The sequence below is a fragment of the Bradyrhizobium sp. B124 genome (genome assembly GCF_038967635.1).
GTDB lineage: Bacteria > Pseudomonadota > Alphaproteobacteria > Rhizobiales > Xanthobacteraceae > Bradyrhizobium.
The window spans coordinates 5,334,287-5,348,585 of the sequence record NZ_CP152413.1 but is presented as its reverse complement, the minus strand read 5'-3'; the positions used below and the strand labels follow the sequence as shown (position 1 = coordinate 5,348,585).

Here is a 14,299-nt window from a genome sequence, read left to right as displayed (position 1 = left end):
CGGACTTATAGCTGCTGACGACGTAGAGTCAAGGTAAAGCAGGGCAAAAACCGGCCAAAAATGAAGGGTTTGGCGTGATTTTGGCCTGGATTGCCCCTCAGGCGGCGGTCTTTGCCGCGGCCCGCGCGTGCCGGCGGATGGTCTGGGGCGGCTGGCCCAGCACCCGCAGGAACGCCCGCCGCATCCGTTCCCGATCGGCAAAGCCGGTCTCACCGGCAATTTCGTCCATCGAATGGCGGCCATCGCCGATCAATTCTCTGGCAGCCTCGACCCGGAGCTGCTCGATCGCCTTGGCCGGTGACTGGCCGGTTTCGGCGCGGAAGGCGCGGCTGAACTGGCGCGGACTGAGCCGTGCCACCTCGGCCAATTCCTCGACCGAGAGCTCGTTGCGCAGATGCGCCTTGGCGTAGTTGAGGGCGTTCTGGATGCGATCGGATTTCGGGTCGAGCTCGAGCAGCGCTGAAAACTGCGACTGTCCGCCGGTGCGGCGGTGATAGACAACGAGCTTGCGGGCCACCGAACGGGCGACCTCGACGCCCAAATCATGCTCGATCATCGCCAGCGCCAGATCGATCGTCGCGGTCATGCCGGCCGAGGTCCAGATCGGCCCGTCGACGATGTAGATGCGGTCCTGCTCGACCTTCAGCCCGGGAAATCGGGCCTGCAATTCCGGGGCGAATTGCCAGTGCGTCGAGACGCGCCGGCCGTCGAGCAGGCCGGCTTCAGCCAGCGAGAAGGCGCCGATGCAGGGCGCGGCGATGCGCTGCGATGTCGCCATGGCGCGTCGCATGTAGTCGATCAACTTCGCCGATGCCGGATGAAGCTCGTGGCCGGCGCCGATGAAGACCGTGTCGAAGTTGCGATCGCCGAAGGCTTCGGTTTCGACATTGAAGCCGGCGGATGACCGCACCGGGCCGCCATTCTCCGACAGCAGCGTGACCTCATAGAACGGCACGCCCGCGATCAAATTGGCGACCTCGAAGGCGGTGATGGCGGTGAAGCCCATCACCTGGAACTCCGGGAAGACGACGAAGCCGATCTCCTGCATGGAACTCTCCAACCACAATCTGTGTCCTAAAAAGGTGTATATATGACATTTGAGACATGCAAGGGGGCCTGTAGAACCTGAGTAACGGCCAAGTCCGGCCGTTCAGGTCAAACAGGAGACCAACATGACCAAGTCAGCCAAAGGCACGGCGCTCGTTACCGGTGCGTCGTCCGGAATCGGTGCCATCTACGCGGACCGGCTCGCACGGCGTGGCTACGATCTGATCCTCGTTGCCCGCAACCGTGAGCGCCTCGACGGGCTCGCCAAGCGTCTCGCGACGGAGACAGGCCGATCGATCGAGATCGTCGCCGCCGACCTCGCCAAGCGCGGCGATGTTGCACGGATCGAATCCATTCTGCGCAGCAACGAAGGCATCAGCGTGCTGGTGAACAACGCCGGCGTCGGCGCCACCGCACCGCTGCTCGCATCCGATGTCGACAAGATGAGCGACATGATCGCGCTCAATGTCGACGCGTTGATGCGCCTGACCTATGCGGCGGTGCCGGGATTCGTCGCGCGCGGCGGCGGCACCATCATCAACATCGCCTCGGTCGTCGGCGTCCAGCCGGAGCTGCTCAACGGCGTCTACGGCGGCAGCAAGGCCTTCGTGCTGGCGCTGACCCACTCGCTGCAGCACGAGCTGAAGGACAAGAACATTCGCGTCCAGGCCGTGCTGCCGGGGGCCACCGCCACCGAGTTCTGGGACATCGCCGGCACGCCTGTCGCGCATCTGCCCGGCGAGATCGTGATGAAGGCCGAGGACATGGTGAACGCTGCGCTGGCCGGGTTCGACCAGGGCGAGGTCTTCACCGTACCGTCGCTGCCGGATGCTGCCGATTGGCAGGCCTATGAGGCGGCCCGCCAGAAGCTGATGCCGAACCTGTCGCGCAGCACGCCCGCGGCGCGTTACGGGGTGAACGCGGCCTGACGCCGCTGCGAAGATTGCGTCCCGCGCAGGCCGAGCGCCCGAGCGCGGGACGCAACCATTTGAGTTCCCCGTCGTTAATGCAGGGAATCTCAAGCGGGCAGGGCGAATGGCCGAAGACACCGGACTGACCACAGGAATCGCGCACCACGGTGCCTCGCGGCTGCCATCCGTCGACATCGACAGCTTCAACATCGAGCTGAAGGACGACGAGGGTTTTCTCGGCGATCGCGCTTCCAAGGGCGCTTTCCGCAAGATCCTCGACCGCTGGCGCAAGCCGCTGCGCAAATCCGACGAGGATCCGTTCGGCGAGGAGCCCTCGGACCAGATCAGCAAGAAGAAGCTCGACGAATTGCTGGTCGGCGACGACACCGAGGCCTCCGCGGTCGTGCACAGCGCGATCGAGGAGTTTGCGCAGGAGCTTGCTTATGTGACGCGGCGCTTCCTCGGCACCAAGGCCTGGGCCAAGACCGAGCGTATCGTGGTCGGCGGCGGCTTTCGCGACTCCAGGCTCGGCGAGCTCGCCATCGCGCGCACCGACATCATCCTGAAGTCGGAGGATTTCAAGGTCGACCTGGTGCCGATCCGCTTTCATCCCGATGATGCCGGGCTGATCGGCACGCTGCATCTGGCGCCGTCGTGGATTTTCGAGGCGCATGACGGCGTGCTCGCGGTCGATATCGGCGGCACCAACATCCGCTGCGGCATCGTCGAGACGCGCTGGAAGAAGGCGCCCGATCTTTCCAAGGCAACGGTCTGGAAATCCGAGCTGTGGCGCCACGCCGATGACGAGCCGACGCGCGAAGGCGCGGTGAAGCGGTTGGTGAAGATGCTGAAGGATCTGATTGCTGCCGCCGAGAAGGAGAACCTCAGACTCGCGCCGTTCATCGGCATCGCCTGTCCCGGCGTCATCAACGAGGACGGCTCGATCGAGAAGGGCGCCCAGAATTTGCCGGGCAATTGGGAGAGCAGCAAATTCAACCTGCCGGCGAGCCTGGTCGAGGCGATCCCGCAGATCGGCGATCATGACACCGCGATCGTGATGCACAATGACGGCGTGGCGCAGGGGCTGGCCGAGGTGCCGTTCATGCAGGATGTCGCGCGCTGGGGCGTGCTGACGATCGGAACCGGGCTCGGCAATGCCCGCTACACCAATCGCAAGAAAGACAACGGCAAGGACGAGAAGAAGGCCGAGAAAAGGGACAAGGACGACGAGGACGAAAAGAGCGAGAAAAAGGCCAAGAAAGCCAAGAAGGCCGACGCCTGAGCCGCTCGGGCCGGCCGATCGCCCGGTAAGGTTGATCGGTTAGGTTAAGATGGGGTTCGCGTTGCTGTTTGGGCGCCGGCCGCTACCGTGGACCGTGTCGCTCCCGCCGACCGGCGAAGCCGCACTTCCCGGCCAGCAATATTGAGAAGCGGCACGGGACCGCCAGTTTTTGTCGCGTCCTGGCGGTCCCACCACCTTCTACTTCCAATTGATCCGCGCGAAGAAGCTGGCGATCTCGGCCGCGGCGCAGTCGGGATCCTCGCGATGCGGGAAGTGCCCGACATCGGGAAACATCTTCAGGTCCAGGTTCGAGAAGGTCTCGCCCAGCCGGTCGGTCCAGGCATAGGGAAACAGCGGGTCGTGCTCGGCCCAGCGGATGCAGGTCGGCACCGCAATCGGCGGCAGCGCAGGCGCTTCGCCCTGCATCATCTTCACGCGGCCCGCATGCGACGCGCGATAATGCGCAAAGCCGCCGGCGAGGTTGCCCGGCTTGTAGAAGTTGTCGGCGAAGTCCTCGATCACGTCGTCGAACGCGGCCTTGCGGTGGGTCCAGCTGTGCAGGAAATGGCCGATGTAAGTGCGGCAGGTCTCTCTGTTCGTGCCGACCAGCGCGGGCGCCATCTCCATCTGGTGGAACGACTGGTACCAGATGTGGTTCAGCCGGTCCGGCGCGGCCATTCGCGCCCCGATGCCGGGATAGACGAAGTCGAAGAAAAACAGCCCGGCGATGCGCTCGGACGCCTTGCGGGCAAGCGGCTGCATCACCGCGCCGCCGACGTCGTGGCCGACCACGCCGGCCTTGTCGATCCCGAGTGCGTCCAGCAGCGCCAGCATGTCGTCGGTATGCTGATCGGGGCCAAACGGGCCCTGCGGCTTGTCGCTGTCGCCGAAGCCGCGCAGGTCGGGCGCGATCAGGGTGTAGCGGTCGGCGAGGCGCGCCATCACCGGCTTCCAGGTCAGCCAGAATTCCGGCCAGCCATGCAACAGCAGCAGCGGCGGGCCGCTCCCGGTCCGCGCGACGTGGAATGCCGCGCCATTGGCTCGAATCGTCACATGCTCCATGGGCCCTCCTGCTGCCTTTGCTTCGCCCGCGCGCCGATCGAACCCGAACCGTCCCGCTAGCGCTTTGTTTCCGCGCACTTTCTTGCGTCATCCCGGTGGTTCGATGGGACGAGGCGCCGGTGACGGAAATATTATTGCAGCGCCTTGTCTGGCCCGCCATCCTCGCCTAGAACACGCCCCGACCGCGGGTGGCGCAAATCACCCGGGCCATCGGAGAGGTGGCAGAGTGGTTGAATGCACCGCACTCGAAATGCGGCATAGGTGCAAGCCTATCGGGGGTTCGAATCCCTCCCTCTCCGCCATAATAAAACGGCTTCGAGAAAGCCCCGCAAAATCGGGTCTTACTGCACGCCAGGAACTTCTGGTGTAGCCCCCGAGGTAGCCCCAGGCTAACACGTCCGGCGGCAGTCGCGACAAGCGGCCTTTGCGAGCCGGATCACGCCAACTCGACCGGAAAACGCCACTGGATATTTCGCTTTCAGGCCCTCCGTTGTCGGCGCGGCCGGAAGGTTAGGCAACATTCAGGCCATCGATTCTTGATAGAAAAGTCTTCAAGATGGGCGAGGCGTTGTCTCGACGGAAGCCGACCGTCACAGCAATCGTCGGCGCATCACCTTCGAGGGGGCGACTTACGACCGACCAAGGCAGAAAATTCTTCGCCGATGCTGGCAAAATCGCAACGCCGCGGTTGGATGCGACGAGCGAGATCGCCATAGCGTAGTTGTCGATCTCGAACGCTGGTGTGATCTCGATGCCGCAGCGATCGAGATAACCGGCGATGAGCGCGCGCAGCACACGCGGCACTTTCGAGATGCCGATATAGGTTTCGCCGACCAAATCCTTCGGATCGAAAGTCTCTCGCTGCGCGAGCCTGTGATCGCTGGGCAGAACCGCGACCAGCGGCTCCTGCGCCACGACCTTGAATTCAATATCCGGTATCTTTTCGCCGCGCAGGAATGCGACGTCCAGCCTGCCATGTGTGAGCTCTTCCGCCAGCGTCGCCGAATGATCGCTGGATACCCGAATTTCGATGTCGGCCAGTTCGTTGCGTAGCAATCTGGTGGCACGTGGTAGCCAATCGACCTCCTGCCCGGTGGTGAAGCCGATCGCAAACACCTGCTTGCTCGGCTGCGCCGCGCGCCGAGCGCCTTCGGTGGCCGCTTCGGCTTGCATCAGTGCCAATCGCGCGTGATCGAGGAAGACCCGGCCAGCCTCCGTCAGCTGCACGCCGTGCACGCTGCGGGTCAGGAGCGGCACGCCGACTTCGTATTCCAGGTCCCGGATTTGCCGGCTCAGTGAAGGCTGCGCGGTGTGCAGTCGCTTCTCGGCCGCCACGGTGAGACTGCCTTCTTCGGCGACGGCGACGAAATAGCGGAGATGACGAAGCTCCATTCCATGCTCTCCAGGTATGGAGAGGGAACTTACAAAGTCTTTTTCAAAAGCGCTAGGACGCCCCAAATAGCTTCCAACGCTGAACGGCAAAGTGCCTTGGGACCATGCCTACGTGGCAGGGAATGGCAAGTTTTTGCCGAAATCGAGGAGCTTCGTATGTCCACTCCCGTAGTCCTCATCACCGGCGCGCTGACCGGCATCGGCCGCGCCACCGCCATCGCCTTCGCCAAACAGGGCTCGACCGTGGTCGTCTCCGGCCGCCGAGAGGCCGAAGGCCGGTCGCTCGAGGCCGAGCTCCGGAGCCTCGGCGCGGAGGCCGCGTTCCTTCCGGCCGACGTGCGTCATGAAGACGACATCCGTCGCCTGGTCGACCAGACGGTCGCGCGCTTCGGCCGGCTGGATGTTGCCGTCAACAATGCCGGCACCGAGGGCACGCCGGGGCCAGTGACCTCGACGACGCTGGAAAGCTATGCCGCGATGTTCGACACCAACGTGCTCGGCACCTTGCTCAGCCTGAAGCACGAACTCAGGGTCATGCAGCGGCAGGGCGCGGGCAGCATCGTCAACATCTCGTCAACCATGGGCGAGCGCGGCGCTGCCAACCTGTCGCTCTACGTCGCGAGTAAGCACGCCGTGGAAGGCCTCACCAAATCCGCAGCACTCGAAGCGGCCGCTTTCGGCGTCCGCGTCAACGCAGTGGCGCCGGGGCCGACAGAGACCGCGATGCTCGATCGTCTGACCGGCTCGCCGGATAAGAAGGCTGCCTTCTACGCCGCCGTACCGCTCAAGCGCGGCGCGAGACCAGAGGAAATCGCAGAGGCCGTCGCTTTCGTGGCTTCGGAGAAGGCCTCTTTCATCACAGGCCAGATCGTACGGGTCAACGGCGGCAAGACCGCAAGCTGAATCCATTCGGTCACATCATCTCAGACATAAAGGAGTTCTGCCATGACCACGCACACACACCAAACTGCGCCCACCCAATTCGTCGAAGCCAACGGCACCCGCTTCGCCTATCGGCGCTTCGGCAAGACAGGCGGCGTGCCGATCGTCATGAACATCCATTTCCGCGGCACCATGGACCATTGGGATCCGGCCGTGACCGATGGGCTGGCACAGCAACGCGAAGTCATCCTGTTCGACAATGCGGGCATCGGCGCCAGCTCGGGCCAGACGCCGGCGACCATCCCCGGCATGGCGACAGATGCCATCGCCTTCATCAGGGCGCTCGGGATCGGCAAGGCCGACATCCTCGGCTATTCGCTCGGCGGCAAGGTCGCTCAGGAGATCGCCGTGCAGGCGCCCGACCTGGTGCGCAAGCTGGTCCTGGTGGGCACCGGACCGCGTGGCGCCGACACCGCCGCCAGCAAATCAGCAGAGATCTTCTCTGCTACCTACGATCCGCCCGAACATCTCTGGATCGCCGCGCATTTCCTGCCCAATGCTGCCGGCCGCGCGGCCGGCCTGAAGTACCTCGAACGCAAGTTCCGCCGCAAGGATCGCAGCCCGGAAGTGAGCGAGGCGTCCGCCGCGGCGCAGTATGCGGCGATCGTCAAGTCGAATGAGAAGACCGATGGCGTGTGGGATTACCTGGCCGACATCCATCATCCGGCTCTGGTGGTCGACGGCAGCAACGACCTGATCATCCCCACGGTCAACGGATTCACGCTGCAGCAGCATCTGCCGAACGCGCATCTCATCATCTATCCCGACTCCAGCCACGGGCCTCAGAACCAGTACCCGGAACTCTTCGTGGCCCACGCCGCCCTGTTCCTGGATGCATGACCAAGCGCGAGTCGTCGAGCCGGTCGGTCGCGCTTCCAGCACGTCCAATCGGTGCCCTTGATTCCCTCGAAGGAAGATCATCATGAAACCGTGCTGTGGAAAGACCGCGCTCGTCACCGGCGCCTCGCGCGGCATCGGGCGCGCCGCCGCCCTGGCGCTCTCCAAGGCTGGAGCCCAGGTCCTGGTCCACTACGGACGCGGCGCCGCGGACGCGCGTTCGGTGGTCGACGAAATCAAGACTGCTGGAGGCAAGGCCGAGGCGATCGGCTTCGATCTCTCCGATGCTCAAGGCGCGCATAGGCTCGCCTCCAAGGTACGCGAAATCGTCGGCGAGCGGCTCGACATTCTGGTCGCCAATGCCGGCGTGTCGAAGGCCGCAACGATCGAGGAGACCACGGTCGAGGACTTCGACGCGCTGTTCGCCGTCAATGTCCGCGCTCCATATTTTCTGGTCCAGCAGTTGCTGCCGATCCTGAAAGCTGGGTCCAGCGTCATCTTCACGTCCTCGCTCGCAGCGCACGCGGCGGTCGGGAATCTTTCCGCCTACGCCGCCACCAAGGGCGCCGTCGACACCCTGGTCAAGCACTTCGCCCTGATCCTCGGAGCCAGGGGCGTGCGGGTTAACGCCGTGGCGCCCGGCGTCGTCGAGACCGACATGTCCAGCTTCGCAAGGACCGAGTCCGGCCGCGAGTTCACCCTCTCCATGCAGGCGCTAAAGCGGGTGGCGCAGCCCGACGACATCGCCGGCGCCATCGCCTTCCTGGCGTCCGACGCCGCGCGCTGGGTGTCCGGCGACACGCTGCGGGTGGACGGCGGCTCGAAGCTTTGAGCGACAAGAAGCAATGAAAGGACAACGTCATGACGGAACGCACGATCAAGATACCCGGCCCGGATCACCCGATCACCATCGAGCGGAACGAAAAGCGGGTCATCGTCACCGTCGGTGGACGCGTGATCGCGGATACGCGCAACGCGCTCACCTTGCGCGAGTCCAAGTATCCACCGGTCCAGTACATTCCGCGCCAAGACGTGGACATGGCCGCCCTCGCACGATCGGCCACGCAAACCTTCTGCCCGTACAAGGGGACGCCGCCTATTTCAGCGTCCCGGCCGGCGGCGAGCGCTCGACCGATGCGATCTGGACCTATGAAGCGCCCTATGAGGCCGTGGCCGAGATCAAGAATCACCTCGCTTTCTACCTCGACCGCGTCGACGCGATCGAGGATCAGGCCGCCTGAGCGGCATCTTCAAGGAGTACGTCATGTCTGATCTCACCGGCAAAGTCGCCATCGTCACCGGCGCGTCGAAAGGCATCGGTGCCGCCGTCGCCAAGACCCTGGCCGCACGTGGCGCCGCGGTCGTTGTCAATTATGCGTCGAGCAAAGCCGGCGCCGAGGCGGTGGTCAATTCGATCACCGGCTCGGACGGCAAGGCAATCGCCGTCAAGGGCGATGTCTCCAAGGCTGCGGAAGCCAAGGCTCTGGTGGACGCAGCCATTTCTGCCTACGGTCGCCTCGACATCCTGGTCAACAACTCGGGCGTCTACGAATTCGGCCCCCTTGAATCGATCACCGAGCCGCAGTTCCGAAAGATGTTCGACGTCAACGTGCTGGGTTTGCTGCTGATGACCCAGGCCGCGGCCCCCCATCTCGGCGAAGGCGCCAGCATCATCAACATCGGCTCCGGCGTTACTGCCATCACCCCTCCACAGACGGCGGTCTACACCGCCACCAAGGGGGCGGTAGACGTCGTCACCGGCGTGTTGGCCAACGAACTCGGGCCTCGAAAAATCCGGGTCAACACCGTGAGCCCTAGCCTCACCGAGACCGAAGGCACCCACAGTGCCGGAATGCTCGCGTCCGAGTTCGAAGCCGGCATCATCGCCCAGACGCCGCTCGGGCGCCTTGGCCAGCCCCAGGACATCGCCGACGTCGTGGCCTTCGTGGCCTCGGATGACGCGCGCTGGGTGACCGGCGAAAGGATCTCGGCCGGTGGCGGCTTGCGCTGATGGGACGGGTCCATGTCGGCCTCCGGTCATCGGATGGCCGACATTCTGGGCCGAGACTGGTCTTGAGCCGCCGAGCGAGTCTTTGGGTCTCGCTCGGCGTTGACATGCGGTAACGGATGGGCGAACGGCTCGTGAGCTCGAGCGCTATTTCAAGTCCGGCTCCGGAAAGGCGCTTGCAAAGAAGCGCTTTCTTGGAAAGTCAGGCTAGCGGGCGCCGCGGCGCAGCAGCCAGTCTTTTGATTCACGTATCAAGCAGCAACGAGGCATACGTTCGCATCCGGCTACGCCAGGCCAGGAGAGCGCGGCTGGCCGCAAAGCCGGTCCGCGCCGCCTCCGAGAGACCAGCCAATGACCCCTGACATTCCAACAATCAGAACCGATCGCCTGACACTCCGTCCGCAAGCGTTCGACGACTTCCCCGCCTATCTGGCGTTCCTGGCTTCGTCCCGGTCCACCGGCGTGGGCGGTCCGTTCGATGTGCGCGCTGTGTGGGGGATGTTCTGCCACGACCTCGCGTGCTGGCGTTTGTTCGGCCATGGCGCGCTGATGATCGAACTCGCCGCGACCAAGCAGTGCGTCGGCCAGGTCGGCATCAACCATGGGCCGCTGTTTCCGGAGAAGGAACTCGGCTGGCTGCTCTATGACGGACATGAGGGACACGGCTACGCCACCGAAGCCGCGCTCGCGTTGCGCGACTGGGCTTTTGCAGCGCTGAAGCTGCCCACGTTGGTCAGCTACATGGCACCTGGCAATGCGATGTCTGCTGCGGTGGCAAGACGGTTGGGCGGTGTGCTCGATCCGTCGGCGCCGCGAGAAGATCCGCACGATCTCGTCTACCGCTATCGGGCGCGCTGAGCGGAGACGGATGAAGCATCATCAATTCCGCCATCTCGTCACATCAGGCACGTTTTGCAGCTTGTCGGGATTGCGGGTCACATAGATCGCAACGACCCGTTCGTTCTCGATTTGCAACGCGGTCGTTTGAACAATACCGTTCTCGATCGTGATGAAGCCCGGCAATCCGTTGATGATGGCGTAGCGGATCAATCGTGAGGGATGTACGGCGAACAGGCGGGCGAGCCCCGCGAAGCGCTCCATCGCGGCATCACACCCGACCAGAGGCTCTGTCGGTGCCGGGACCCGGCCACCGCCATCCGCATACACCACGACATCTTCGGCGAGCATGGCGCGGAGCGCGGCAAGATCGCCCGTCCGCGTCGCCGTGAAGAAGGCATTCGCGAGCCGCAAGCCTTCTTCATTCCCAACGGCGAATCGCGGCCTGGCATCGTGGATATGCGCGCGTGCGCGGCTGGCAAGCTTGCGGCAGGTCGCAGCCTCGCGCCCGATCGTCTCGGATACGGCATCGAACCCCAATCCGAACACGTCATGCAGCAGAAAAGCCGCCCGTTCCAATGGCGACAGGCGTTCCAGCGCGATCATCAACGGCAGGGTCAGGTCGTCGGCCGCCTCCTCGTCCTCGGGGTCGAAGAACGGTTCGGGGAGCCACGGTCCGACATAGGTCACCCGCCGGCGCCGCGCGGACTTCAATTCGTTGAGGGATAATCGGGTGACGATGGTGTGCAGGAGCGCCTTGGGATCGCGCACCTGATCGCGATCGGCAGCGAGCCAGCGCAGCCAGGCGTCGTGCACGACATCCTCCGCGTCGGCGACCGAGCCCAGCATCCGATAGGCCAGCCGGATCAGGCGCGGCCGCAGCTCGGCGAAGATGCCGGCCGCCGATGTTTCGGCTGCATTTGTCATGACGCGGCCCGAACGGCGACCGCTGCTGCGTCGCGGCCGCGTGCAAACTGCAGTGCTGCCTTCGCCACCCGCCGTCCCAGGTGACGGGCGGTTGCGAGATCGGATTCCGGCGGCGCGGTATCCGGCCCCTCGTCGGTGTTCGATTGCGCGCCGGCCCCCAGCCAGAACCCCAGCCTGTTCGGATCGGCCTCCGATCCCGATGCGGAGTTGTTACCCGGCGGCAGGTCGAGATTGACCCAATGCATCCCGTGCTGGGCGGCGAACAATGCAAGCTGGATCAATGTGGAGAGCTTGTCGCCGGCATGGGCCCCCGAATTGGTGAAGCCGGCCGCAAGCTTGTCCCTCCACCGATAGCCTTTGGACATCACTGCACTTGAAGTTGCTTCCTGAAAGGCTTTGAAGGCTGCGGAGGCGGCGCCCATGTAGGTCGGTGTGCCGAAGATCAACGCTTCCGCCGCCATCAGTCGATCCCAGTTCTGCTCCACGCTCTCGACGGGCACCAGAAGCGCCTCCGCGCCATCGATATCCCCAACGCCGGACCTCACGGCCTCCGCCTGACGCCGGGTGTGGCCGTAAGCGCTATGATAGACGATCGCGATCAGGGTGCGACCGCCTCCGGTTCCGATAGTATGCATGGTGTCCTCTGCTGCTGGCATTGCAGAAGCTAGGACAAGGCAGCACGTCGAAACGTGACATGTTCTCCGGACTTTCGTCCGGAGGATATTGCGCCAATTGACCGCCACTCGGGCTGGAGCGGTGGCCACCGGCTACTGTGCATGGGGTTGTTTTCGATATTTTGCTGGGAGCCGGGTCCGCCGGACGCGATCGACCCTCGCCGGCGCGCCGGCCCGCGTCGGTAACCTTAATTCTTCGTTTCGATTGTCGATAAAGTTTTATCGATTATCCTCGTGACAGTTGAGCGGCGTGACGAACCGCACGATGAGAGGCAACAGCCGAGTGGCTTGACGACCTCTCTGGAATCGAAGGGTGGGCAGAGCGCAGTGCCAGCCACCTTTCGGGCTGTCCGGCGGCGGCCGGCGGGGCAAATCAATTTGTGAAGTGCATTGATTGCCAGGCTGCGGTGCGTGTCGCGCCGCAGGATGCTTCTCAATTTGGGATTTCCAAGATGACGTTCGCGCACTTTTTGATCGCGGCCGGTGGCGGCTTTTTGTTGCTGGCAGGCTTCGTCGCATTTGCCCTTTGGAGAAACGCACTCCATTCGATGGCTCGGATTTAGCTACCGGCGAGATTCAGCTCCGACGGCCTCGCTCGTGGGGACGAGCGAAGCTGGCGGAATGGCCGCACCGCCGCGCGGCCTGACAGCCGAGCACCGCGCCTTACGACCTACCCCAAGGCGACGCGTGCTCGGCTGTTCACTTTCTGCACCATCATCTCCACTCAGCGAGATCCAATCTGCGGGTGATCGCGATGGCCTCGAGGAAGGCTTCATCGTGGCTGACCACCAGCAGCGCGCCGTCATAGGCGCGCAGTCCGGCCTCGACCGCTTCCATCGATTCGATGTCGAGGTGATTGGTCGGTTCGTCCAGGATCAGGAGCGGCGGCGGCGTTGGGCCGCCCAGCACGCTGGCGAGGCCGACGCGGAGCAGCTGGCCGCCGCTGAGGCTGGAGACGGTCTGTAGCGCGGCATCGGCGCGAAACATGAAACGCGCCAGCGCGGCACGACAGGCGTTCTCGCTCGCATCCGGATTGATGCGCCGGAAATTATCCAGGATCGAAGCATTCGCATCGAGCAGGCTGACCGCCTGATCGAACATCGCAAAGCGGGTCATTACCTCGACGGTGCCGCGCGCCGCGATCAGATCGCCGCTGACGAGCTTGAGCAGCGTCGTCTTGCCGGCGCCGTTGGGGCCTGTGATCGCGACGCGTTCCGGGCCCGACATGGAGAAGGTGAGATCGCGCAGGATCGGCGCCTCCGCAGTGTAGCCGGCATCGGCACCTTCGATCCGCAGCACCATCCGGCTCGCAGGCAGATTGGTCGACGGCAGTTGCACTGAGAACGGTTGCAGCACCTCGATGCGCTGGCGCGCTGCGGTGGCCAAGTCGAGCGCTTGCGTCCGCCGCCGCTCGGCGAGGCGGGCATTCTCGCCGCCGGTGTCCTCGCTGCGATCCTTGCGCAGCCCGGCGGCGATGCGCGGCAGATCGCCCTTGGCGCGCTTCCTCGCGCCGGCGCCGTCCTTGCGCGCCTGCCGTTCAAACGTCTCCCTTGCCTTGCGGTCGATCTCGGCGACGCGCCTTTCGGCATCGGCCAGATCGTGTCGTGCTGCCGACAGCTCGATGGCCTTGCGCGCACGGTACTGGCTCCAATTGCCGCCGTAGCGTCGGGCCTCCAGCGAGGTCAGTTCGACGATCGCATCCATGGTCTCGAGCAGCTCGCGGTCGTGGCTGACGATGATGGCGCCATGCCGCCAGTCCGCGAGCAGGTCGATCACCGCCTGGCGTCCCGCGCGGTCGAGATTGTTGGTGGGTTCATCCAGCAACAGAAAGTCAGGTTGCGCGAAGGTCAGTGCGGCGAGGCGCGCCCTGGTGGCCTGTCCGCCGGATAGCGTCGCCAGCGGGGCGTCGAGCACATCGTTCAGTCCGACACCCGCGAGCGCGGATGCGATGCGGGTGTCGAGCGTCCAGTCGATATCCGCAAGCTCTTCAGTGCTCGCAAGGCCCTGTTCGGCGCGGCGCAACGCAGCCAGCGCACGGCGGGCGCCGAACAGGTCGACGACGCCTTCGTCCGGCTTCAGCTGAACCGTCTGATGCAGCGTCGCGACGCGTCCGTGAACCGAGACCGTGCCGGATTGCGGCGCGTGCGCGCCTGCGATCAGGCCGAGCAGCGTCGTCTTGCCGACGCCGTTACGGCCGACAAGGCCGGTCCGTTCGGGTCCGAAGTTCAGATCGATGTTGGAAAGGAGAACCCGGCCGTCAGGCGCGGACAGGGTCAGATTTGAGAGCGTGATCGATGCAGGCATGGCGATGGATATCCCGGTGGGCAAGGCTGATGGGCGTTGCGGTCCGGATGAAATCCATGGCTGTCGGCATCCTCTC

13 protein-coding genes, 1 tRNA gene and 1 pseudogene are annotated in these 14,299 nt (G+C 64.4%); 9 read left to right on the top strand and 6 right to left on the bottom strand.

Annotation, left to right across the window (positions count from 1 at the left end; translation table 11 throughout):
• Positions 1-97 precede the first annotated feature (97 nt).
• Positions 98-1,048 carry a GlxA family transcriptional regulator gene (locus AAFG13_RS25420; protein ID WP_342708581.1) on the bottom strand — a complete coding sequence of 317 codons (951 nt, stop codon included), beginning with the start codon at positions 1,046-1,048 and terminating at the stop codon, positions 98-100.
• A 124-nt stretch (positions 1,049-1,172) separates the two neighbouring features.
• Between AAFG13_RS25420 and AAFG13_RS25415 the strand changes: the two genes are divergently transcribed.
• Both AAFG13_RS25415 and AAFG13_RS25410 read left to right on the top strand, forming a co-directional pair.
• Entirely contained in the window at positions 1,173-1,976 is an 804-nt protein-coding gene (locus AAFG13_RS25415; protein ID WP_212318958.1) for an SDR family oxidoreductase, read from the top strand.
• Between the two features lie 106 nt (positions 1,977-2,082).
• Positions 2,083-3,240 carry an ROK family protein gene (locus AAFG13_RS25410; RefSeq protein WP_212318961.1) on the top strand — a complete coding sequence of 386 codons (1,158 nt, stop codon included), beginning with the start codon at positions 2,083-2,085 and terminating at the stop codon, positions 3,238-3,240.
• A 198-nt stretch (positions 3,241-3,438) separates the two neighbouring features.
• Here AAFG13_RS25410 and AAFG13_RS25405 read toward each other — a convergent pair whose 3' ends face one another.
• Positions 3,439-4,302, bottom strand: a complete 864-nt coding sequence (locus AAFG13_RS25405; protein WP_212318963.1) for an alpha/beta hydrolase — start codon at positions 4,300-4,302, stop codon at positions 3,439-3,441.
• 212 nt (positions 4,303-4,514) lie between these two features.
• On the opposite strand from AAFG13_RS25405, the gene AAFG13_RS25400 reads away from it, so the two are divergent.
• A tRNA-Ser gene (locus tag AAFG13_RS25400) sits at positions 4,515-4,604 on the top strand.
• Positions 4,605-4,812: 208 nt separating this feature from the next.
• Here AAFG13_RS25400 and AAFG13_RS25395 read toward each other — a convergent pair.
• Positions 4,813-5,694, bottom strand: a complete 882-nt coding sequence (locus AAFG13_RS25395) for a LysR family transcriptional regulator (protein WP_212318965.1) — start codon at positions 5,692-5,694, stop codon at positions 4,813-4,815.
• A gap of 156 nt (positions 5,695-5,850) precedes the next feature.
• On the opposite strand from AAFG13_RS25395, the gene AAFG13_RS25390 reads away from it, so the two are divergent.
• The 6 genes and pseudogenes from AAFG13_RS25390 (at position 5,851) to AAFG13_RS25365 (ending at position 10,339) form a co-directional block, all read left to right on the top strand.
• Complete coding sequence (locus AAFG13_RS25390) at positions 5,851-6,597, top strand: glucose 1-dehydrogenase (RefSeq protein WP_212318967.1); 747 nt, start codon at positions 5,851-5,853, stop codon at positions 6,595-6,597.
• A gap of 42 nt (positions 6,598-6,639) precedes the next feature.
• Positions 6,640-7,476, top strand: coding sequence for an alpha/beta hydrolase (locus AAFG13_RS25385; protein WP_212318969.1), 837 nt, complete (start codon positions 6,640-6,642; stop codon positions 7,474-7,476).
• An 82-nt stretch (positions 7,477-7,558) separates the two neighbouring features.
• Complete coding sequence (locus AAFG13_RS25380) at positions 7,559-8,305, top strand: SDR family oxidoreductase (protein ID WP_342708580.1); 747 nt, start codon at positions 7,559-7,561, stop codon at positions 8,303-8,305.
• A 29-nt stretch (positions 8,306-8,334) separates the two neighbouring features.
• Positions 8,335-8,714, top strand: a pseudogene (locus AAFG13_RS25375) (DUF427 domain-containing protein).
• A 23-nt stretch (positions 8,715-8,737) separates the two neighbouring features.
• Complete coding sequence (locus AAFG13_RS25370; RefSeq protein WP_212318975.1) at positions 8,738-9,484, top strand: glucose 1-dehydrogenase; 747 nt, start codon at positions 8,738-8,740, stop codon at positions 9,482-9,484.
• A gap of 348 nt (positions 9,485-9,832) precedes the next feature.
• A complete protein-coding gene (locus tag AAFG13_RS25365) occupies positions 9,833-10,339 on the top strand; it encodes a GNAT family N-acetyltransferase (protein WP_212318977.1) in 507 nt (168 codons plus the stop codon).
• 21 nt (positions 10,340-10,360) lie between these two features.
• Here AAFG13_RS25365 and AAFG13_RS25360 read toward each other — a convergent pair whose 3' ends face one another.
• The 3 genes from AAFG13_RS25360 to AAFG13_RS25350 form a co-directional block, all read right to left on the bottom strand.
• Positions 10,361-11,245, bottom strand: a complete 885-nt coding sequence (locus tag AAFG13_RS25360) for a sigma-70 family RNA polymerase sigma factor (protein WP_212318979.1) — start codon at positions 11,243-11,245, stop codon at positions 10,361-10,363.
• Positions 11,242-11,880 (bottom strand): flavodoxin family protein, encoded by a 639-nt coding sequence (locus AAFG13_RS25355; RefSeq protein ID WP_212318981.1) that lies wholly within the window; start codon positions 11,878-11,880, stop codon positions 11,242-11,244. Before AAFG13_RS25355 ends, AAFG13_RS25360 begins: the two co-directional genes overlap by 4 nt.
• Positions 11,881-12,633: 753 nt before the next feature.
• A complete protein-coding gene (locus AAFG13_RS25350) occupies positions 12,634-14,223 on the bottom strand; it encodes an ABC-F family ATP-binding cassette domain-containing protein (protein ID WP_342708579.1) in 1,590 nt (529 codons plus the stop codon).
• Positions 14,224-14,299: the final 76 nt, after the last annotated feature.

What these genes read in the sequence shown, in the direction of transcription:
- AAFG13_RS25355 (WP_212318981.1), bottom strand. Translation starts at nt 11,880, where the DNA reads ATGCATACTATCGGAACCGGAGGCGGTCGCACCCTGATCGCGATCGTC.
- AAFG13_RS25350 (WP_342708579.1), bottom strand. Translation starts at nt 14,223, where the DNA reads ATGCCTGCATCGATCACGCTCTCAAATCTGACCCTGTCCGCGCCTGAC.
- AAFG13_RS25395 (WP_212318965.1), bottom strand. Translation starts at nt 5,694, where the DNA reads ATGGAGCTTCGTCATCTCCGCTATTTCGTCGCCGTCGCCGAAGAAGGC.
- AAFG13_RS25380 (WP_342708580.1), top strand. Translation starts at nt 7,559, where the DNA reads ATGAAACCGTGCTGTGGAAAGACCGCGCTCGTCACCGGCGCCTCGCGC.
- AAFG13_RS25365 (WP_212318977.1), top strand. Translation starts at nt 9,833, where the DNA reads ATGACCCCTGACATTCCAACAATCAGAACCGATCGCCTGACACTCCGT.
- AAFG13_RS25390 (WP_212318967.1), top strand. Translation starts at nt 5,851, where the DNA reads ATGTCCACTCCCGTAGTCCTCATCACCGGCGCGCTGACCGGCATCGGC.
- AAFG13_RS25410 (WP_212318961.1), top strand. Translation starts at nt 2,083, where the DNA reads ATGGCCGAAGACACCGGACTGACCACAGGAATCGCGCACCACGGTGCC.
- AAFG13_RS25415 (WP_212318958.1), top strand. Translation starts at nt 1,173, where the DNA reads ATGACCAAGTCAGCCAAAGGCACGGCGCTCGTTACCGGTGCGTCGTCC.
- AAFG13_RS25405 (WP_212318963.1), bottom strand. Translation starts at nt 4,302, where the DNA reads ATGGAGCATGTGACGATTCGAGCCAATGGCGCGGCATTCCACGTCGCG.
- AAFG13_RS25360 (WP_212318979.1), bottom strand. Translation starts at nt 11,245, where the DNA reads ATGACAAATGCAGCCGAAACATCGGCGGCCGGCATCTTCGCCGAGCTG.
- AAFG13_RS25420 (WP_342708581.1), bottom strand. Translation starts at nt 1,048, where the DNA reads ATGCAGGAGATCGGCTTCGTCGTCTTCCCGGAGTTCCAGGTGATGGGC.
- AAFG13_RS25385 (WP_212318969.1), top strand. Translation starts at nt 6,640, where the DNA reads ATGACCACGCACACACACCAAACTGCGCCCACCCAATTCGTCGAAGCC.
- AAFG13_RS25370 (WP_212318975.1), top strand. Translation starts at nt 8,738, where the DNA reads ATGTCTGATCTCACCGGCAAAGTCGCCATCGTCACCGGCGCGTCGAAA.